The following is a 20,963-nucleotide window of genomic DNA, read 5'->3' on the forward strand; positions in this document are numbered from 1 at the left end:
TTTTCCTTATTCATACATAGAATTATTTTAATTTATCTATAACTTTCATTAAAAAGTTAGCAGAGTTTTTAGCACTTGTTTCTAGAAATTCATCAAAATTAAATCCAGCATCCATATCAGCGGTATCACTAATTGCTCTTAAAATTAAACATGGAACATTTAAAGCATCACAAACAACAGCAACACTTGCACCTTCCATCTCTAAAGCATCAGCATTAAAAGTAGATTCTATAAATATTTTTCTTTTCTCATCTGCTACAAATTGATCACCTGTAGCAATGATACCTTCAATAATTTTAATATCATTATCTTTTGCAACTTCAAGTGCTATATTTTTTAAGTTTTCATTAGTATTTACATAAACACTTCCACCAGGAACAAAACCATGAGGATGACCAAATGCGGTAATATCTAAGTCATGTTGAGCAAGTTTGTTTGCAACAATCAAATCACCAATTTTTAATTTAGGATTCACTCCACCAGCAACACCAGAAAATAATAGCGTATCACATCCAAATTTTTGAATCATAGTAGAAGCAGTTAATGTAGAGAAAACTTTCCCTATTTTGCTATATGCAATAACCACATCTAAATCATCAAGTTTACACTCATAATAAATATTATTTGCATAATCAATTTTTTTAATATTTGTAAAGTTCTCTAAAAGAGGAGTAATTTCCTCTTCCATAGCGCCCATAATAGCTAATTTAGTCATTTAATTTTTCCATTGTATCTTCTAAAGATTTCATATCAGAAACATTTAGTGTAGGAACTGATTTAATAATCTTTCTATTCATACCTTTTAACACAGCACCATTTCCAAATTCAATCATCATATCTAACTCTTCTGCATGCTCTACAATAGAATGTTTATATTTTACAGGAGATACTAACTGAGAACTTAATAGTTCAATAGCATCAGCTTTTGTATTATAAGGATTTGTTGATACATTAGAAATTACAGAAGTTGTAAAATCATCTTTGATATATTCTTCTAAATATGGCTGTAATTTTTCTACTGCACTAGTTAAAAGTTCACAATGGCTAGCAACACTCATATCTAGAACTAAAGCTCTTTTAGCCCCTGCTTCTTTAAATGTATCTACTAAAGATTCTAAATCAGCTTTTAAACCAGCTACAACAATTTGACCATCCATATTGTAATTTGCAGCCCATACTTTTTTACCATTTAATCTTTGTTCTTCAGTCATTTTTTCAACTGTCGCATCATCCAGACCAACAAGAGCCATCATTCCAGCACCAGCGCCAGCACAAGCTTCATTCATAAATAAACCTCTTTTATGCACAAGTTCAATTGCATCTAAATAATCAATTGCACCACTTGCAACTAATGCAGAAAACTCACCTAAAGAGTGACCCATTACAAACTCTGGTGTAATATCATTTTTCTCTTTAAAAATAGCAAGTGCAATATAACTTACTAATAAAATTGCAGGTTGTGTAAATTCAGTCTTTCCCAAATTTTCACTTTCATTAAATAATAAATCTTCAAAATCAAAACCTAATCTATCACTTGCATTTTTAATCATATCTTTTGCAATATCGCTATTTTCAAAAAAATCTTTTCCCATACCATTTGTTTGACTTCCTTGACCTGGAAATATAAAAGCTACTTTTTTCATTTTTCTTCCTTATATAAAATTTGTGTATAAACTAAAAACTCCCATTTCAAAAGAAATAGGAGTTTTTTAGACAATGTTAAAACATTATTTAGTGTGAACAACATCCACCTGAAGATTGTTCAGCAGGTTCAGATGAACAACAACCACCTTCTGAACCATGATCATGAGAATGAGCAGCAGAATCATCAGTTCCACAACTTCCTCCACCACAACATCCACCAGCAGCAGCCATACCACCAACAACACCTGTTTGAATCTCTTCTTCAGTTGCAGCTCTTACATCTAAAATAGATACACTAAACATTAATGTCTTTCCCGCCATTGGGTGATTATAATCAATAGTTACATCATCACCAGCAATAGATTTAACAGCTACTTGAACTGTTTCTCCATTTTCACCTGTTCCATAAAGGCTCATACCTTCAACTAACTCAATTCCTGCAAATTGTTCTTTTGGAAGTACTTGTAAAGCTTCTGCATTATATTCTCCATAAGCATCAGCTGGTTGTACTAAAACATCTGTTTTATCACCAGAATTCAAGTTTACCAATTCTTTTTCAAGTCCTGGAATAATTTGACCCATATCTGTTATAAATTCGAGAGGTGCTCCCCCTATGTTTGTATCTAATTGTACTTTTGTTTCTGCATCATTTAATGCATATTCTATTGAAATTACTTTATTTGACATTATTTTCCTTTAATTATATTATATTATTTAATTTTTTTAGAAGCTTGTTTTGCTTCATTACTCTCTGGATATATATCTATTATCGTGCTGTAAAAATTTTGAGCATTTTCATTATCTCCTAATATTTCAAATGATATAGCACTATGTAAAAGTAATTTTGGCAAATACGATGCTTTGTCATAAAGCGTCATACTTGTCTTAAAATAGTGCAAAGCATTTTTATAGTTTTTTCGATAATATTCTATTTCACCCAAATAAAAGTTAGATTCAGCAGGTCGGTAATTTTTACTAACCAACTCTTGAAAAATAGGTTTTGCATTTGTAAAATAATCTTTTTTAAAAAATGCTTTTGCTTCAACTAACAATTCTTTAGAACTTTTCGATGAAGTTTTAGTTTTAGAAATTTTTGTAGTTTTTTTTGATTGTAATTGATCTTTATCTAATAAAGCAATAAGTTTATTAAAATCTTTTTTTGTCACATAATCATTGTTAATTTTATTTACTAAAACAACAATTTTATCAAATGACTTTTTTAAAGTTTTTATATTCTTTTTGTTTTGTTCTATTTGAGATTTCAAAACTTCTAAATCTATATCAATTTTTTTTTGAAGACCTAATATTGATTGAGTATTCTTATCTATGTTACTTTCACTTGTTTGTCGAAGAAGCATTAAGTTCTTTTTTTGTTCATTTAAAGATTTGTAAACTTTATTGAGCTTAATACTTTCACCTTCTAACAAAGAGTCAATACCATCAACTCTTTGATTTAAATCTTGTAATTCAGATGTAGTTTTTTTTAACTTTTTTTCATTTTTTGCAACGATTTTTTTATTTTTTACTATCACTTCTTCTGTATGAGTCAAACCATAAGGTTGAGAAGACTCTAAATTCCCTGCACCAAACATTGATCTTTCAGCATACGAAACTGAAACTAAAAAAATAAATGTACTTAAAATTACTCGTATCAAAAAAAACTCTTAACTATGGTAATAATCTGTAATCAACTCTTCTGTTCATTTTCCAACAAGCAGTATTTTTTTGTGTACAAACAGGATTACTTTCACCAAAACTTACCATAACAATTCTTTTTTCATCAATACCGTCTGCAATTAAAGCATCTTTTGTAGCTTTAGCTCTTTTTAATCCCAATGCATAGTTGTATTCATCACTACCCCATTCATCACAATTACCTTCAAGTTTAATCTTTAAATCATTATATGATTGAGCAGTTTCATCAATTTTACTGTAATTTGATGTTGCAACTTCTCTCATATCATCATTTAATTTATATTTATCGAATGCAAAATGTACTGATTCTAACAAAACAACTTTTCCGTCTACATCACTTTTTACAGTATTAACAGAACTATTTGTAATTTTTTGTAATCTATCATTAGCATCTGTCATGTTTTGATTGATTGAAGATGTTACCATTGTTGATTCATCTGAAACAGCAACTTCATCAATTCTTTGATCAACATTTGATGCAACTGTACTATCATCGTACTCTACATCTTTAGATGCACACCCAGCTAACAAACCTAACGCACATACACTTAACAATGTATTTTTTAAAAGACTTTTCATAATTATTCCTTAATTAAATTTATTTTATACATTCTACACTATAGATACTTAAATTAAAATAACTACCAATCTATAGATTGTAACTTACCTGTCTTTAATGGGAAAAGAAAACTTTTGTTGTAATTTAATCGTATAATTCCTAAATAACTTTTATCAGTACTCTTTATAAATAGTACAGATTCTCCATTTGAAGAAAATTTTGGAAACTGATTTCGTCCATCTGTTGTAAGCCTTCTTACATAATCACTTTTAGTAGAAATCATATAGAGATTAAATGTATTAGAACCAAACTCATTATCAGATTCTCTACTAGAGTAAACGATGTAGTCATCTGATGTAGTTGATTGCGAATTATTTCTACCATGATAAATCATTCTTTCAACTCCATTTTGACCAATCTTTTTTGCAAATATATTTGGATATTTTAATCTATCAGATACAAATACAATTTTACTATCATTTTCTACAAAGTTACCACCTACATCGATTCCTGTGTAATAGGTAATTCTCTTTTTAATTTTTGTCTCTGTATCGTAAATATAAATATCTGGCTGAGAATTTGGAGCCATTGTTAAAACTAATTTTTTTCCATCATCACTTACATCAGAACAAACAATCATCCCATCACTTGTAAGGAGTAGTTCAAGTTTATTTGTATAAAGATTTTGTTTAATTAAAGAAGGTATTTCACCTCTGTAACTAGTATAATAAAAAGCATTTTGCTCAGAACTTGCCCATTTTGGAAAAATATTCAATCCACCTTTTACAACAACTTTCTGATATGTTAATGTATAATCAGAAATAACAATTTCACTCGTTTTTGAATCTAAGTATCGTGAAAATATTACAAACTTATCCATCCAATCAATTGATGGTGCTTTTAGATAACTGTTTATATCTATTGCAATTTTATGTGCTAAAAATGGATATCTTGCAAATGACCCTGTTGTATACGACTTGTTCTGTACAAGAATATTTGAGTTTACATCATAAAGTTTAGTATTAACTATATATCTTTGTTCACTATCTTTTGTTACTTGAAATACTAAATACAAATCTATTTCATTATCTCTTAAAACTTTATACTGTGGTGTTTCATTAAAATTTGTTTTTACTATTGCAAGACTATCATTAAAATGACCACTTACTTGTAAATCTTTTTGAATTAATTTTAATAATTTTATATCAATAGAATTTATATTCTGTGAATCATTTGCAGTAACAATATTGATTGTTGGAAGTGAAGACTTATTTTTAACTATCTCCATTGTGGCATCTACTGAAAATGCAAACTGAAAAAATACTAGAAAAAGTAAAATTATTTTATTCATTATTATCCTTTTGATTGAAATGTAATTTCAATATTAACTGTTTTATTTTTTGGACTTATTGGATATTTTTTTAAAGTCTCATTATTTAAAAATTCTGTTATTTGATTATCAAATCCCATATTACCAGAATATTGTATAAATTTATAACTAAATTTACCATTATTAAAAATTATTATGTTAACTTTAACTTTAAGATCATTTTGGAAAATAGTTGGTTGCCATCTATTTGATAATATTTGATAAATTTTACTATAATATGGATCTTGATTTTCAGATGATTTTTCCATTGTCACAGTATTATTAGCAGTTTTAGTCACTTTATTTTCTGTTAATTTCGATAAAACTAATTTTTTAGTTTTTCGTTCTTTTTCAAATTTTGATTTAAATCTACTTGAAATACTACTATTCTTTACATTTAGTACTTTATCTTTACTGGTACTTTTTACATTTGTTTTAACATTTGCAAATAACGATTTTAAGTTTGTTCTTTTTTTAATACTACTTGATGTAGTTTTCTTAACAACTTTTTTAGCAATTTTAGTATTTTTTTGATTACTTTGAATCTTTATTTTTTCTTTACTTGGCGCTACATCCAAAATAACATCTAGTTGTAATACAGTATTTTTCACTGTTGCATTAATTTTTTTTACTTCATTTGTTTTTAAATAAACTAAAAAACTTAATATTAAAATAATGTATATTGCCAATGCTGCAATAGCAGAATAAATTAACTCTTGTTTATTAGCCATCAGTTATAAGTGCAACTTTAAAAAAACCAGCTTCTTTTACTGTTTTTAAAATATAAACGACATCTTCATATTTTAAACCTTTATCTGCTCTTATATGAACTGATATATCTCTATTTTTATTTTTAGAAAATAAAATAAAATTATCTGCAAAATTATCAAATGGATACTTTTTCTTATTAACAATAACTTCCCGTAAACTGTTAACAGATATATCTATTTTTTTTAGTTGTTGTATTTTTTGAGATTTACTTCCCTTAGGAAGATTTATATTTTCTTCATATTCTAAAACGGGAGCAGTTACCATAAGAATTGCTAACAAAACTAACATTACATCGACTAAGGGTGTAATATTTAATTCTGGTTTATTATTATAATCATACACTTAATTAGTTCCTTGTTATGATTATATCGATTTGAGATCTAATGTAAGTATTAAACTCATAAACCTTTCGTGTAAGAATCTGGTGAAATGTATATGCAAATATTGCAACAAAAATTCCTGCAGCAGTAGCAACTAAGGCTTCACTAATAGCTGGTGCAATAACAGAAAAACTCACTTTACTTGCAGTAGAAAACTTTGCAAATGATTCCAAAATACCAACGACTGTACCAAACAAACCTATAAAGGGAGCAGTTGAAGAGATAATTGACAACCATGAAATACCACTACTTGCTTCTCTTACTAAAGAAGTCTCACAAACATTTAAGAACTCTTTAGAAACAGGTGCTTTATTTAAACATTGTCCAATCTTAGATAAAGGATTGATATACGATTCTCTAGATAAAAGAGAATTAAGATTATTTATTTCAGTTGCAACATATCCAATTAACTGAAAATATTTATATAAATATATCCAAAAAACCATTATAAAATAGATTGATAGTAGTACCAATACCCCTAGAGATATAGCACTACTATTATTAAAATAATTTAATATTGTATCAATCATATTTATACTTAACTAAAAGAATTTATCTTAGCTTCAACTGCAGCCATAGATACATTTGAGTCTTGAACAGAGCTCACTAACTCTTTTGCTAGTTTTAATTTTTCAGAAATATCTGATTCTGCATCACCAGAAGATAAAGATACTGCACCATCAACTAAAACATCTACAGAATCTTCAGAAACTTTTACATGTCCCCAGTTAATAGCAACAGCTTCTGTTGAAGCATCTTTTTTCAATATTTCAATAACACCAACTGTTAAAGAAGACACTAAAGAAGAATGACTTGGTAAAACTCCAAACTCTCCCTCTTTTCCAGGAAGAGTTACAGATTTAACATCACTATTAAATATTTCTCCGTTTGGTGTAACTATTGATAATTTAATTGTATCCATATTTTTACCTTTTAAGCTTACTAAGCTTTCATACCTTCTGCTTTTGCAATTGCTTCATCAATTCCACCAACCATGTAGAACGCTTTTTCTGGCATATGATCATAAGAACCATCTAAGATACCTTTAAATCCTTTGATAGTATCAGCAAGCTCAACATATTTACCAGGACTTCCTGTAAATACTTCAGCAACGAAGAATGGCTGAGATAAGAATTTTTCAACTTTTCTTGCTCTTTCAACAACAAGTTTATCAGCTTCAGATAATTCATCCATACCAAGAATCGCAATGATATCTTGTAAATCTTTGAATTTTTGTAAAAGTGCTTGAACACCTCTAGCTGTTTCATAATGCTCATCACCTAAAACATCTGCAGAAAGAATTCTTGAAGTAGAATCTAGTGGATCAACCGCTGGATAAATACCTTTTTCTGCAATTTTTCTGTTAAGTACTGTAGTTGCATCTAAGTGAGCAAAAACAGAAGCAGGAGCTGGATCTGTTAAGTCATCCGCTGGTACATAAACAGCTTGAACTGAAGTAATAGAACCTTTTTTAGTTGTAGTAATTCTTTCTTGTAATGCACCCATCTCTCTTGCTAATGTTGGTTGGTAACCAACAGCTGAAGGGATTCTTCCTAAAAGAGCTGACATCTCAGAACCTGATTGTGCAAATCTAAAGATGTTATCTACGAACATTAAAACATCAAGACCTTTTTCATCTCTAAAGTACTCAGCCATAGTAAGACCAGTTAAAGCAATTCTATTTCTTGCTCCTGGAGGCTCACTCATTTGACCATAACATAAAGCAACTTTATCAAGTACATTTGATTCTTTCATCTCATAGTAAAGGTCATTTCCTTCTCTTGTTCTTTCACCAACACCAGCAAATACAGAGTAACCATCATGTTTAAATGCAACATTATGAATAAGCTCCATGATAATAACTGTTTTACCAACACCAGCACCACCAAATAGTCCAACTTTACCACCCTTAGCGTAAGGAGCAAGTAAATCAACTACTTTGATACCTGTTTCAAACATCTCTGTAGATGTAGATTGCTCTTCAAAAGATGGAGCTTCTCTGTGAATTGACATTCTTGGAGCATCTTCAGAAACTGCAGAACCTTCATCAACTGGTTCTCCAATAACATTAAAAATTCTACCTAGAACTTCTTCTCCAACTGGAACCATAATTGGAGCACCAGTAGCAACTACTTTTGTTCCTCTTGTTAAACCCTCAGTCATATCCATAGCAATAGTTCTAACTCTACTATCACCGATATGCGCTGCTACTTCTAATACTAATTTTTCTTTAGTACCAGGTACTTCTATTGCATCATTTATTGCAGGTAGGTATCCGTCGAATTCAACATCAACAACTGGACCCATAATCTGAATTATTTTACCTTCCATATATCCTATTCCTTTCTATTACTTCATTGATTCAACACCAGAAATAATCTCAATTAATTCTGTTGTAATCGCTGCTTGTCTTGCTTTATTAAACTCAACTGTTAAATCGTTAACTCTCTCTTTTGCATTATTTGTTGCATTTTCCATAGCTTGCATACGAGCACTATGCTCAGCAGCTAAAGAATCAATCAAAGAATAATACATATTAAAATCAACATATTTTACAGTTAATTCATTTAAAATCTCTTCATCATCATCTGGCTCAATATCTAACATCGAAGATGCTTCTTCAGCAACAGAAACTTCATCTAAAGATACTGGTAATAATTGTTTAACTTTTAGCTCTTGTGTAAGCATATTTAAAAAACCATTATATACCATGATAACTTTATCTGTAGTACCATTGTTAAAATCTTCATAAGCATCTTTTATAAAATCAGATGCTTTTTCATAAGTTGGTGCAGAAGTTAAGCCAACTATGCTATCAAATAAATCAATATTCTGAAAATTAAAGTAATCTATCCCTTTTCTTCCAGCAGCTCTTAATCTTACAGTAGCACCTTTTGAAGTATGTTCCTCAATTAGTCCTTTAACTGCTTTTATTGTAGTAACATTAAAACCACCACAAAGACCTTTATCAGCTGTTACAAAAACAACATCAACTACTTTTGGAGTATCATTAGATACAAAAGCTCTATTTAAATTATCTTCATCTTGAACTCTACTAATTCTCGTAGCAATTTCTGATAAAATATTGTTTATTTTTAAAGCATAACTTTTTGCTTGTTCTGACAATTGTTGTGTTCGTCGTAACTTAGCAGAAGAAACAAGCTTCATAGCTTTAGTTGTCTTCTGTGTATTTTTAACACTTTTAATTTGTCTTGAAATATCTTTTAAGTTAGCCATAGTAATTCCTTAGTCAGCTTTAAAAATGTTTTTGAACTCATTTATTGCTGTTTCAAGAACTTCTTTGATATCATCATCAACTTTTTTCTTAGCATTTAAATCTGTAATTAAACTTGAATATTTAGATTCAATAAATTCATGGAATTCAGTTTCAAATCTAACTACATCAGAAGGATCAATATCATCAATGAATCCATTAACACCAGCATATAAAATAGTAACTTGTTTTTCAATTACAAGTGGTTTATTTACACCTTGTTTTAATAGTTCAACCATTCGTTGACCTCTTTCTAATTGAGCTCTAGTTGAAGCATCTAAATCTGAAGCAAATTGTGCGAATGCCTCTAATTCTCTAAATTGTGCAAGATCAAGTTTTAGTGTACCTGCAACTTGTTTAGTAGCTTTAATTTGTGCTGCACCACCAACTCTAGATACTGATAAACCTACATTAATAGCTGGTCTGATACCTGAGTTAAATAGTTCAGTTTCTAAGAAGATTTGACCATCTGTAATAGAAATAACATTTGTTGGAATATATGCCGCAACATCTCCAGCTTGTGTTTCAACGATTGGTAAAGCAGTTAAAGATCCACCACCTAATTCATCATTAACTTTAGCAGCTCTTTCTAATAATCTTGAGTGAAGGTAAAAAACATCACCTGGATATGCTTCTCGACCTGGAGGTCTTCTAAGTAATAAAGACATCTCTCTATATGCAACAGCATGTTTAGATAAATCATCATATACGATTAATGCATGTTGTCCATTATCTCTAAAGTACTCACCCATTGTAACACCTGTATATGGTGCCAAAAATTGAAGTGCAGAAGATTCCGATGCATTTGCAGTAACTATAGTTGTATACTCCATTGCCCCAGCAGCCTCTAAAGCTCCAACAATATTAGCAATAGTAGATGCTTTTTGACCAATAGCAACATAGATACATTTAACATCTTGTCCCTTTTGATTAATAATAGCATCAATAGCAACAGTAGTTTTACCTGTTTGTCTATCACCAATAATAAGCTCTCTTTGACCTCTTCCGATTGGAACAAGTGCATCAATAGCTTTAATACCTGTAACTAATGGTTCATGAACAGATTTTCTAGCCATAATTCCAGGAGCTTTTTCTTCTACAAATTTCTTTTCAGTAGCTTCAATAACACCTTTACCATCAACTGGTTCACCAAGTGCATTTACAACTCTACCAAGTGCATTAGGACCTACTGGTACTTCAAGAAGTTCACCAAGTCTTTTACAAGATGTCCCTTCTCTTAAACCTTCACTTGAACCTAAAACAACAACACCTACAGCTGCTTCTTCTAAGTTTTGAGCAAGTCCTCTTGCACCATTTTCGAACTCAACTAACTCTCCAGCCATAACATTACTTAGTCCGTAAACTTTAGCAATACCATCAGCAAAAGATATTATCTTTCCTGTTTCGTTAACATCTACATTTAATTCAAAATTATCTATTCTTTCTTTTATAATAGAACTGATTTCATCTGCTTGAATCTTTGTACTCATTAAATTTCTCCTTTGTATTTTTACTTTTATTTATAGCAAGACATGTTTGTCTAAACTGCTTTTAAAATATGATCAATCATTTGTGATTTTAATCTGCTTTTTGCAAAACCAACTTCAACACCTAGTCCATCAATAGAAACTTTTACACCATCATAATCACAAATATTTTGAGTTAACTCTAAATCAACTTTAAACTTTTGAGAAAATTGTGCTTTTATAGTATCTACATCACTTTTTTCTAACTCTTCGTTTGTATAAATTATACCTTTGAACGAATTATTCAGAACTGACAATTCTAGTTCTATTTCGTTTACAATTGATGGTATAATAGGTAATCTTTTATTATCACCTAAAACTTTTACTAAATTTGTTGTTGCTTCGCTACATTTATCAATAAAAGATAAAATAAGTTCAACTTTTTTACTACTTTCCACTTCAGTTGAAGAGATAATTAATAAAAATTTTTCATCAGAAAATGCATTTGAAATCTCTTTCAATTCATTATACACTGTTGTTAAACTTTCTTTATCTCTATCAGACATTAAAGCTTTTACATATCTTTTTGCAACTAAATCAATCATCTAAGCAACCTTTTTTGTAATAATATTAGCTAAATCTTTTTGAGATAAAGCAATGTTATCATCACTAAGTAACTGATTAAGAACATTCTCGACAACTTCTTTTTTTACTTTTCTCACTTCAAGTTCTGTTTTATTATCAAAACTTTTAGAAAGAGATGCAATCTCTTGCTCTGTGGCAACATCTATTTTTGTCTTTATAGCTTCTACTTCGCTTGTAGCAGTTGAAATAAGTTCATCTGCAACTTTTTTAGCATTCTCAACTTCTTGTTTCGCGTCAACTAATTTTTTATCTGATTCTTTTAATATCTCTTGAACTTTATCTAATTCAGATTGAATAGACTCTGTTCTTTCACCAAAAAAAGTTTTCAGTTTATCTGACAACAAGTAGTACATAATAGCAACAAAAATAAAGAAGTTAACAGTTCTTTCTAATATATCAGTTTCAACACCCGCATCACTAGCAAATAATGACATTGGAATAATTACTGATAAAGTAAATAATATTTTCTTCATACTTCTACCACCTATATTGAGCTAAGTTTAGCTTTTAAGCCTTCTTTAAATAGAGGCAATTGAGAAACTAAAGAGTTTTCTAAAGATACTTTTTCATTTTGTAAAGTTTTTAGAAAATCATTATAATCATTTTCTATTTTAACTTTTGCAATATTTAATTTTTCTTCAGAAACATCAGTAGCTTCTAGTCTAGCTTTTTCACGAATTGAAAAAGCTTCCTTCTTGGCATTCGCAATAATTTCTTTTGCTTCAGCAAGCATTCCATCTACATCGGCACCATTGGCTTTAGCATTCGCCATATCAGTTTTGATTTGGCTATCTCTATCGTCCATATGCTTAAATAAAGGCTTGTAAAGACAGCTATTTAGCCTAGCAAGCACTAATAAAAACACTAAACCTGAACTAAGTAGCAATATTGGACTTATGTCTAACATTTGTTTCTCCATACAATTTTTACAGTTTAGTTACACTAAAACTTAGAATCATTGTATCTAAAAAAACTATGACTTAAATTAAATTAATGATTATATTTTTATTTATTGGAAAATGCTTTACTAATATTCTCAATATCTTCTTGAGAGTTAATTTTTATCTTAAAATAGTTGTCATCTATTTTTACATTAAGATTATTTTTAGTTAGTGTTTCTTTGATATTTGTTAGTACATCAAAATTATATTTTGACTTTTTTGTAGTTTGTTTTGTATCCTCTTGTGACACATTTTTTATTTGTTTTACTAATGTTTCTGTTTCGCGTACACTTAGTTTTTGACCTATAATAGAATCGATTACTAATTTTTGTTCATTTTCTGTTAAACCGACAATTAATTTTGCATGACCTAAAGATATTTTGTCTGCGCCAAGCATTTTTTGTGCAAAACTACTCAAAGTTAATAATCTCAATATATTACTTATTGAACTTCTACTTTTTGATACAATTGTTGATAGTTCTTCATGAGTTATATTATAATCATTTATAAGACCTGCATATGAATAAGCTACTTCGATTACATTAAGATCATCTCTTTGAATATTTTCAATTAATGCCAACTCACGAAGTTTATTGCTGTCAATATCAATTACAACCGCTTTTATTGTTGCTATTTGTGCAAGTTTAGTGGCTCTTAATCTTCGTTCACCAGCTACTAATAAATATGTTCCCGCATCTTTTGTAACAACTATAGGTTGTAGTAAACCATTATTTTTAATTGATTGACTTAATTCTTTTAGTTTATCTTCATTGAAAATTTTTCTTGGTTGATATGGATTTAATTTTATATTATTTACATCAATTTCAAAGATCTCATTCTTAGATGTAACATTATTATTTTCATATGCAGTTTCAATCTCACCTAACAGCTCACCTAATCCACGCCCTAATGCCATAATTTATCCTTGTTGTAAAATTGCTTTAGCTAAATTTGTATATGCTTTCGTTCCACTAGACTTTGGATCATAAAGCATAATTGGTTTTCCAAAACTTGGACTCTCTGCTAATTTTACATTTCTTGGTACAACTACATAAGATGAGTTATCCCATTTAAAAAGTTTATTTTCAAAATGCTTAGCTAAGTCTGCAAAAACTTGTTTTGATAGATTATTTTGTGCACTATACATAGTTGGTAAAAAACCTTTTATGTCAAGTTGCCTATTAATAGTTTGTCTTATTAGTTTAATAGTATTTAATAATTGTGCCAAACCTTCTAGCGCAAAAAATTCACATTGAATAGGTATTAACACTGAGGTTGCTGCACTTAAAGTATTTATGGTAAGTGGTCCTAAAGCAGGAGGTGAATCAATTATTATAAAATCGTAATCATTTCTAATCAAATCTAATTTTCTTTTTAAAACTAACTCTCTGTCTTTTGTATTTTTATAAAACTCTTTTTCAATACCAACTAAACCAATATTTGAAGGTGCTACAAATAAATTTTCAATATCTTTTGACTCTAAAATAATATCACTTATCTCTTTTGTCCCTAACATTACATGGTAAAGGTTATATTCGTAAGAATCTCTATGAAAACCTAAACTTGTTGTTGCATTTGATTGAGGATCGGCATCTATGAGTAAAACTCTTTTCCCTTCTAGGGCAAGTGCTGCACTTAAATTAACCGCTGTAGTTGTTTTTCCAACTCCACCTTTTTGATTTGCTATTGTAATAACTTGAGTCATCTTAAACTAAATACCTTTTCATTAGAAATATTGATAGATCCATCTTCATTTAAAAGAGCATCTTTTAAAGATACTTTTTTATTATTGATAGTTGTTGTATATTGTCTGTTACTCTCGAATTCTATCCTATATTTACTAAAAATCTTCTTCCATTTCATTTTCTTCTTAATCAGATTGAAATAATTTTCCAAGAAGTTATGAAGATTTATCTCAATGTCCAGACCTCCATAACTACTATTAAATTGTTTCAAATTTAAACCTATACCACAATATAAAAGGTTATTTGAAAAGTTTGTTATGGTACCCCCAATTTTTTTTTCATTTAAATAAAAATCATTGGGCCATTTTAAAAAAACTTTGGAACCTAAATCAGACAAAATCTCTTTAATGAAAAAACTAAAATATATTGATGAAGATTGTAGGGGTAAATCTATCGGTAGTTCTTCTTGATGAATTACAAAGGAGAAAAAAAGATTACCATTTTTTCCTTCCCATTTATTATCTCTACTACCAATTCCATTTGTTTGATTTTGCGTTATGATTGCCAATGGTTCTTTGTATCCATTTTCAGAAATATATCGTTTTATATATGTATGAGTTGAATCAACAGATTCAAGAAAAATCATCTCCAATTTCTAACCTTTTACCTCGAATATAATCTACAACATTCATCTGTTTTTTTGATGAAGGTTGAATACTTACTATTTTAACTGTTCCTCTTTCAAAACCAACGATAATAGACTCTTTTTGAATCGACAAAATAGTACCAGATAGATTTTTCGAATCTTTTTCCACTAATAAGCACTCTTTTATCTTTAAACCACTTTCTAAATAAATATCTGGCCAAGACTGAAATGCTCTATATTTATTGTAAAATTCATTTGCATCTGTAAAATCTACCAAACCATCGCTTTTACATACTTTTTTACAATGAGACACAAGAGAAAGATTTTGCTTTTGAGGTAGTATATCATCTATTCTTTCTAATATTTCTATAGTTAAAAGTGCCGCACATTTAGACAAAAGGTCGAATAGCAAACTTACGACCGTATCTTTATCTATGGCAACATATTTATAACCTAAGATGTCTCCACTATCTAAACCTATATCCATATTCATGGCAGTTACCCCAGAAAATTTATCATCATTGAGTAATGATTGCTGAATAGGACTAGCACCTCTGTATTTTGGTAAAAGTGAAGCATGTAAATTAATACAAGGAGCAATACTTAATATCTCTTTTGGTAATATTTGACCATAAGCAGCTACAATTATAATATCAGGTTCTAGATCAATTAAAGTACTTTGAATTGCATTTTCTTTAAGTGTATTTGGTTGATAAATTGGTATAGATAATCCATTGTCCAAAGCAAACTTTTTTATATGAGGAGGTGTTAGTATCTGTTTTCTACCAACTGGTTTATCTGGCTGTGTAAAAAGTGCAACAATATTATAATTTTTTTCAAGTAATCTTTCAAAAATAATTGTCGCATAGTCTGGCGTACCCATAAATATAATTCTTTTTAGTTGAGTCATTTATTGTCCTTTCCTATAAATAATGTTCCATTATTATGTTTGTTTTCTAATAAAAACTCTTTCACACAATCCAAATCAAAGCCACTTGTTAAAAACATATTTTTTTTATTGTTTATTAAAAAATCTGCTGCTTTTAGTTTTGTTACAATTCCACCTGTTGCAAATTCACTATTTGCACTATGTTTCTCTTTTAATTGATTATTATCAATAGTATGTACATATTTTTGTAATTTTGCATCATCAAAGTGATGTGGATTTTTATCATAAAAACCATCAATATCAGTAAGTATCACTAAAATATCTGCATTAAAATAGTGTGTGATGTATGCAGATAACTGATCATTATCACCAAATACTAACTCATCAGTTGCAGTTACATCATTTTCATTGATAATAGGCACTATTTTATGTTTCATCATCACTTCCATAGCATCTTGGGCATGACTTAGTCGTTTTTTATCGTAAAAAATTGATGCTTCAAGTAAAATTTGAGAGCACAGTATATCGTATTTTGCAAATTCATCTCGATAAGTGTGTAAAAGTAATGGTTGCCCCAATGCTGCTAATGCTTGTTTATTTGAGACTATTTTTTTATCAAGTTTTAACAAAGAATATCCAGCAGCAACTGCACCAGAACTTACCAAAATAACTTCATATCTTTTTTGTAATAAAGAGATAAGTTCAACTAAATTATGTAATCGTTCTAATGCTATTGCTCCATTTTCTGTAAGAACAGCACTACCAACTTTTAATACTATTCTTCGCATCGATCCCTACTAATCAAATCGTATAATGCATATTTCAATCCATTAATATTATCATGAGTTGCAGATGAGATAGGTAAAACAAAATATGGTAACTCTTCATTATACTTTGTATATGTTAATTCTTGTAAAAAATATTTTTTATCTTTTTCAAACGAAAAGGTGTTTTCATTTGAAAGACTCAATCCAATTGCTTCAATAAATTGTGTAATTTTTTCATTTAATTCTTCTGATGGTATTGCATCTATTTTTGTTAAAGCAATAGCAAACTTTCTACCACTCAACTCTTTAGAGAATTTTCCAACTTCCTCTTTTAAAACTTCGTATTGATCCATCATCTCTCTATAATTTGACATATCAATCATATAAAGTAATGTTTTTGTTCTCTCAATATGCTTTAAAAATTCGATTCCTAAACCTCTTCCATCACTAGCACCTTCAATTATACCAGGGATATCAGCAGCTACAAATGAATTGTAATCCCCAACATCAACAACACCTAATTTAGGAGTAAGTGTTGTAAATTCATAATTTGCAACTTGAGGTGTCGCATTTGATATTGTTGATACGAGAGTTGATTTACCAACATTTGGATATCCAACTAAACCTACATCAGCTATAAGTTTAAGTTCTAAACGAATATTTTTTGTTGTACCAACAAGTCCTGGTTGTGCATAACTTGGTGTCTGATTTCTTGAGTTTTTAAAGTGTGTATTTCCTAATCCACCTTTTCCACCTTCTAAAAACAATACTCTTTGCTTATCTTCTAATAAATCAAATAGTATCTCTTCTGTATCTTCATCAATTACTTGAGTTCCTGGTGGAACTTTTAGTACAACAGGTTTTGCAGATTTACCACTACAGTTACTTCCCATTCCTGGTTGCCCATTATCAGCTTTAACATGGTGCATCCCTTTGTATGTAGAAAGAGTATCAGTATTATTATCTACTTCAAAATAAACATCTCCGCCTTTTCCACCTGAACCGCCATCTGGCCCACCTTTTATCACAAACTTTTCTTTTCTAAATGAAACACATCCTGCTCCACCTTTTCCAGATTTAACTGTTAAACTGGCATTATCTACAAACATATTATTCTCCGATTTCTAATTAATAACATATACTTTGGACAAACTATATATTATTAATTATCTGTTATTAAAAAAAAAGGCACCATAGCAAACGCTACAGTGCCTTAAATAATTATATAAATTTACTACCTATGAAGCGTAAACTGATACTTTTTTTCTTTTTTTATCTTTTTGTTCAAATTTAACTACACCGTCTATTAAAGAATAAATTGTGTGATCTTTTCCGATTCCAACACCAGTACCAACATGTACTTTTGTTCCTCTTTGTCTAACAATGATATTTCCAGCAACTACTGATTCACCACCAAATTTTTTAACTCCTAGTCTTCTACCAGCTGAGTCTCTATTATTATTAGTACTACCTTGACCTTTCTTGTGAGCCATATTTTCTTCCTTATGCCGCTATTTTAGTAATTCTTACTCTAGTGAAGCTTCTTCTGAAACCTCTTTTAAGTTTACTATCTTTTCTTCTCAGTTTTTTGTAAGAGATAACTTTTCTATCTCTACCTTCAACGATAACTTCAGCTGTTACTTTAGCATTTGCAACTGATTCACCAGTTGTAAGTGCATTTCCATCATTTACAGCTATAACTTCTGTAAATTCGATTGTTTCTTTTGCTTCTTTACTTAGCTTATCAACATTTAAAATATCACCTTCTGATACTTTGTATTGTTTTCCACCAGTTTTGATAATTGCGTACATTAGCATATCCTCTAAAATTTATAAAGCGAATTATACATAAAATATCTTTAAATATACTTTAAACTGTTTTTCTTAGTGAAAATCGGCAACAGTAGCTATTACATCCATCTCAATCATTGCATTTTTTGGTAAAGCTACAACTTGAACTGTGCTTCGAGCTGGTTTATGCTCTCCAAAAACTTCTGCCATGATTACATTTACTATTCCAAAGTCATTCATGTCTGTTAAAAAAATATTTATTTTAATTACCTCGCTAAATGATGTACCATTATCCTCTAAAATTGCTTTTAAATTAGCAAAAATTTGTCTTGTTTGTTTCTTGATATCATTTTCTATCATTTCACCATTTGCTTTTAAGGCAATTTGTCCAGATGAATATAAAACTCCATTAAATTTTACAGCTTGTGAATAAGGTCCTATTGCAGCAGGTGCATTTGGTGTCGTTAAAAATTCCATTATTTTTCCTCAGTTTTTTTTGAATTATACAATATTCATAGTTAATTATTCTTTTAACCTATAATAAGTTTTTTACAATTTAACTCTCTTAGTTTATATTGAATTTCTCTTGTTTGCATTGCTTTTTCTCTAAATTTTAAATCTTCACTATATTTTATTTGTTGTAATTTCTTTTTATAGAAAGGACTCATAATAATGGACAGTTGATTTGATAATTCCTCTTTTGTATATGAAATCAAATGTTCGTTTAACATTAATCCTATAAGACTTGGGTCCTCTGCATTTTCTAATAATGTGATATACTCTTTTCCGTGAATTTCAAACATCTCAGGGATAAGTTCTTTGCTAACTTCTGATAATAATTCTTTATTGTCTAATAATGTTTTGATAATGCTCAATTCAGAAATATCTATAGATGAAAGATTTACATTAGAAGAACGCTGATTTTCATAATGTTGTACTTGAACTAACTGTGCATTTACATTAAGTTTTCTAGCTATCATACTTGAATATTCTTCTTGTAAAATAGGACTCAATGTTTTTAAATATTCGTTTGTTTCTTTTAAAGCACTTTGTTTCTCTTGTGGGTTATCTAAGTTATATTTATCAATAATAAAATCTAAAACAAATACAATAAATGGTGTTGTTTTATTAAACATCAAATTAAGCTCATCTAATTTGTTTGCATTCACCATATCTGCAGGATCTTGTCCATCTTTAAATATTACCACTCCACCTTGAAACTGACTGTGGCTTAATAATAAACTTGCTTTATATGCAGCATTTATTCCTGCTTTATCTCCATCATAAGCTACTACAACTTTTGGTTCACCTCTACTTAAAAGAGGAAGATGTTCTTTTGTTAATGCTGTTCCTAATGTAGCAATGGCATTTGAAAAGCCTGCTTGATGCAACATAATTACATCTAGATAACCCTCAGTAACAATAACAGATTTTTGTTTATAAATACTCTCTTTTGCTAAATTGTACCCATAAAGAAGCCGCGATTTATTAAAAACCTTGGTTTGAGGAGAGTTTACATATTTTGCATTATGTCCAGAGATAGTTCTTCCTCCGAACCCTACAACTGTTCCACTTATGGTATAAATAGGAAAAGTAATACGATCAATAAATCTTGCATACAAACCATTTTGTCCTGTATCAATTATACCAAACTCTTTTGCATCTGCAAGATTTAAGAAATTTGTTTTAAGAAAATTAATTGTGTCATTAGATGATGCGGCATACCCTATCTCAAATTTCTCTATCGAAAAATCCGAAATACCTCGACTTTTTAAATATTTTTTTGATTCTTCATTATGAGTAAGAAGTTTTTGATAGTATTCATTTACTTTTACAATTATACTTGAATCTATTTTTTTTTGATTGTTATCGTATTGTAGCGATACATTTGTCATGGAAGCTAGTTTTTCTAAAGCTTCTGGATAAGAAAGTTTTTCATGCTCCATAACAAATTTGATACTATCACCACCAGCTCCACAACCAAAGCAGTGATATATTTGTTTTACAGGACTCACTACAAAAGACGGTGTGTCTTCTCCGTGAAAAGGGCAACAAGCCTTAAAGTTAGCACCTGATTTTTTTAGTTCTATAAATTGAGATACTACATCTACAATATCAAGATGGGATTTTAAATTTTCTATAGATTCTTTGGTTATCATTGAAGTAATAATACTATATATGTTATATATACTAAATTAAAAGATATGTTATTTGCATTGAAGTGGTACTCCCTACACGATTCGAACGTGTGACCTACGCCTTAGAAGGGCGTTGCTCTATCCAGCTGAGCTAAGGAAGCATATATTTTAAATGGAGCGGGAGACGAGACTCGAACTCGCGACAATCTGCTTGGAAGGCAGAGGCTCTAGCCAACTGAGCTACTCCCGCTTAAAATTTGAATGGTGCAGCTGGAGGGATTTGAACCCTCACGCCGTTAAGCA

General features: G+C 29.7%; 26 protein-coding genes and 2 tRNA genes. All 28 read right to left on the reverse strand.

What is annotated here, in order from left to right; translation table 11 throughout:
- Window positions 1–22: 22 nt before the first annotated feature.
- Window positions 23–715 carry a 5'-methylthioadenosine/adenosylhomocysteine nucleosidase gene (locus ACMCMH_RS02370; RefSeq protein ID WP_412726710.1) on the reverse strand — a complete coding sequence of 231 codons (693 nt, stop codon included), beginning with the start codon at window positions 713–715 and terminating at the stop codon, window positions 23–25.
- Window positions 708–1,643 carry an ACP S-malonyltransferase gene (gene fabD, locus ACMCMH_RS02375; RefSeq protein WP_412726712.1) on the reverse strand — a complete coding sequence of 312 codons (936 nt, stop codon included), beginning with the start codon at window positions 1,641–1,643 and terminating at the stop codon, window positions 708–710. The genes ACMCMH_RS02370 and fabD overlap by 8 nt, the downstream gene beginning before the upstream one ends.
- 88 nt (window positions 1,644–1,731) lie before the next feature.
- Window positions 1,732–2,331, reverse strand: a complete 600-nt coding sequence (locus ACMCMH_RS02380) for an FKBP-type peptidyl-prolyl cis-trans isomerase (RefSeq protein WP_412726714.1) — start codon at window positions 2,329–2,331, stop codon at window positions 1,732–1,734.
- Window positions 2,332–2,354: 23 nt separating this feature from the next.
- The gene (locus ACMCMH_RS02385) at window positions 2,355–3,299 is read right to left on the reverse strand and encodes a hypothetical protein (protein WP_412726716.1); all 945 of its coding nucleotides are present in this window, start codon (window positions 3,297–3,299) and stop codon (window positions 2,355–2,357) included.
- 13 nt (window positions 3,300–3,312) lie between these two features.
- Window positions 3,313–3,918 carry an OmpA family protein gene (locus ACMCMH_RS02390; RefSeq protein WP_412726718.1) on the reverse strand — a complete coding sequence of 202 codons (606 nt, stop codon included), beginning with the start codon at window positions 3,916–3,918 and terminating at the stop codon, window positions 3,313–3,315.
- Window positions 3,919–3,980: 62 nt separating this feature from the next.
- Window positions 3,981–5,249, reverse strand: a complete 1,269-nt coding sequence (tolB, locus tag ACMCMH_RS02395) for a Tol-Pal system protein TolB (protein WP_412726720.1) — start codon at window positions 5,247–5,249, stop codon at window positions 3,981–3,983.
- Between the two features lie 2 nt (window positions 5,250–5,251).
- A complete protein-coding gene (locus ACMCMH_RS02400; RefSeq protein ID WP_412726722.1) occupies window positions 5,252–5,998 on the reverse strand; it encodes a TonB C-terminal domain-containing protein in 747 nt (248 codons plus the stop codon).
- A complete protein-coding gene (locus ACMCMH_RS02405) occupies window positions 5,991–6,380 on the reverse strand; it encodes a biopolymer transporter ExbD (protein WP_412726724.1) in 390 nt (129 codons plus the stop codon). Before ACMCMH_RS02405 ends, ACMCMH_RS02400 begins: the two co-directional genes overlap by 8 nt.
- 4 nt (window positions 6,381–6,384) lie before the next feature.
- Window positions 6,385–6,948 (reverse strand): MotA/TolQ/ExbB proton channel family protein, encoded by a 564-nt coding sequence (locus ACMCMH_RS02410; protein WP_412726726.1) that lies wholly within the window; start codon window positions 6,946–6,948, stop codon window positions 6,385–6,387.
- An 8-nt stretch (window positions 6,949–6,956) separates the two neighbouring features.
- Entirely contained in the window at window positions 6,957–7,340 is a 384-nt protein-coding gene (atpC, locus tag ACMCMH_RS02415; RefSeq protein WP_412726728.1) for an ATP synthase F1 subunit epsilon, read from the reverse strand.
- Window positions 7,341–7,360: 20 nt separating this feature from the next.
- Window positions 7,361–8,749 (reverse strand): F0F1 ATP synthase subunit beta, encoded by a 1,389-nt coding sequence (gene atpD / locus ACMCMH_RS02420; protein WP_412726730.1) that lies wholly within the window; start codon window positions 8,747–8,749, stop codon window positions 7,361–7,363.
- A gap of 18 nt (window positions 8,750–8,767) precedes the next feature.
- Window positions 8,768–9,655 (reverse strand): ATP synthase F1 subunit gamma, encoded by an 888-nt coding sequence (atpG, locus tag ACMCMH_RS02425; RefSeq protein WP_412726732.1) that lies wholly within the window; start codon window positions 9,653–9,655, stop codon window positions 8,768–8,770.
- Between the two features lie 9 nt (window positions 9,656–9,664).
- Window positions 9,665–11,182, reverse strand: coding sequence for a F0F1 ATP synthase subunit alpha (atpA, locus tag ACMCMH_RS02430; protein ID WP_412726734.1), 1,518 nt, complete (start codon window positions 11,180–11,182; stop codon window positions 9,665–9,667).
- A gap of 50 nt (window positions 11,183–11,232) precedes the next feature.
- Window positions 11,233–11,763, reverse strand: a complete 531-nt coding sequence (locus ACMCMH_RS02435; protein ID WP_412726736.1) for a F0F1 ATP synthase subunit delta — start codon at window positions 11,761–11,763, stop codon at window positions 11,233–11,235.
- Window positions 11,764–12,276: a F0F1 ATP synthase subunit B gene (locus ACMCMH_RS02440; RefSeq protein ID WP_412726738.1), complete on the reverse strand. Its 513-nt coding sequence runs from the start codon at window positions 12,274–12,276 to the stop codon at window positions 11,764–11,766.
- 11 nt (window positions 12,277–12,287) lie between these two features.
- Window positions 12,288–12,710, reverse strand: a complete 423-nt coding sequence (locus ACMCMH_RS02445; RefSeq protein WP_412726740.1) for a F0F1 ATP synthase subunit B' — start codon at window positions 12,708–12,710, stop codon at window positions 12,288–12,290.
- Window positions 12,711–12,808: 98 nt separating this feature from the next.
- Complete coding sequence (locus tag ACMCMH_RS02450; protein WP_412726741.1) at window positions 12,809–13,660, reverse strand: ParB/RepB/Spo0J family partition protein; 852 nt, start codon at window positions 13,658–13,660, stop codon at window positions 12,809–12,811.
- A gap of 3 nt (window positions 13,661–13,663) precedes the next feature.
- Entirely contained in the window at window positions 13,664–14,449 is a 786-nt protein-coding gene (locus tag ACMCMH_RS02455; protein WP_412726743.1) for a ParA family protein, read from the reverse strand.
- A complete protein-coding gene (locus ACMCMH_RS02460; RefSeq protein WP_412726745.1) occupies window positions 14,446–15,075 on the reverse strand; it encodes a biotin--[acetyl-CoA-carboxylase] ligase in 630 nt (209 codons plus the stop codon). The genes ACMCMH_RS02455 and ACMCMH_RS02460 overlap by 4 nt, the downstream gene beginning before the upstream one ends.
- Window positions 15,062–15,985, reverse strand: coding sequence for a methionyl-tRNA formyltransferase (fmt, locus tag ACMCMH_RS02465; protein ID WP_412726747.1), 924 nt, complete (start codon window positions 15,983–15,985; stop codon window positions 15,062–15,064). The genes ACMCMH_RS02460 and fmt overlap by 14 nt, the downstream gene beginning before the upstream one ends.
- The gene (proB, locus tag ACMCMH_RS02470; protein ID WP_412726749.1) at window positions 15,982–16,752 is read right to left on the reverse strand and encodes a glutamate 5-kinase; all 771 of its coding nucleotides are present in this window, start codon (window positions 16,750–16,752) and stop codon (window positions 15,982–15,984) included. Before proB ends, fmt begins: the two co-directional genes overlap by 4 nt.
- A complete protein-coding gene (gene obgE / locus ACMCMH_RS02475; RefSeq protein ID WP_412726751.1) occupies window positions 16,740–17,840 on the reverse strand; it encodes a GTPase ObgE in 1,101 nt (366 codons plus the stop codon). Before obgE ends, proB begins: the two co-directional genes overlap by 13 nt.
- Window positions 17,841–17,969: 129 nt before the next feature.
- Window positions 17,970–18,224 carry a 50S ribosomal protein L27 gene (gene rpmA, locus ACMCMH_RS02480; RefSeq protein WP_412726753.1) on the reverse strand — a complete coding sequence of 85 codons (255 nt, stop codon included), beginning with the start codon at window positions 18,222–18,224 and terminating at the stop codon, window positions 17,970–17,972.
- Window positions 18,225–18,234: 10 nt separating this feature from the next.
- Window positions 18,235–18,543: a 50S ribosomal protein L21 gene (rplU, locus tag ACMCMH_RS02485; protein ID WP_412726755.1), complete on the reverse strand. Its 309-nt coding sequence runs from the start codon at window positions 18,541–18,543 to the stop codon at window positions 18,235–18,237.
- Window positions 18,544–18,615: 72 nt separating this feature from the next.
- Window positions 18,616–18,999, reverse strand: a complete 384-nt coding sequence (locus tag ACMCMH_RS02490; RefSeq protein WP_412726757.1) for a Rid family detoxifying hydrolase — start codon at window positions 18,997–18,999, stop codon at window positions 18,616–18,618.
- A gap of 53 nt (window positions 19,000–19,052) precedes the next feature.
- Complete coding sequence (gene dnaG, locus ACMCMH_RS02495; RefSeq protein ID WP_412726759.1) at window positions 19,053–20,681, reverse strand: DNA primase; 1,629 nt, start codon at window positions 20,679–20,681, stop codon at window positions 19,053–19,055.
- A 63-nt stretch (window positions 20,682–20,744) separates the two neighbouring features.
- Window positions 20,745–20,821 (reverse strand) — tRNA-Arg (locus ACMCMH_RS02500).
- Between the two features lie 12 nt (window positions 20,822–20,833).
- A tRNA-Gly gene (locus ACMCMH_RS02505) sits at window positions 20,834–20,910 on the reverse strand.
- Window positions 20,911–20,963: the final 53 nt, after the last annotated feature.

The sequence above is a fragment of the Arcobacter sp. 15-2 genome (assembly GCF_047159865.1).
Classification (GTDB): Bacteria; Campylobacterota; Campylobacteria; order Campylobacterales; family Arcobacteraceae; genus JAIOSF01.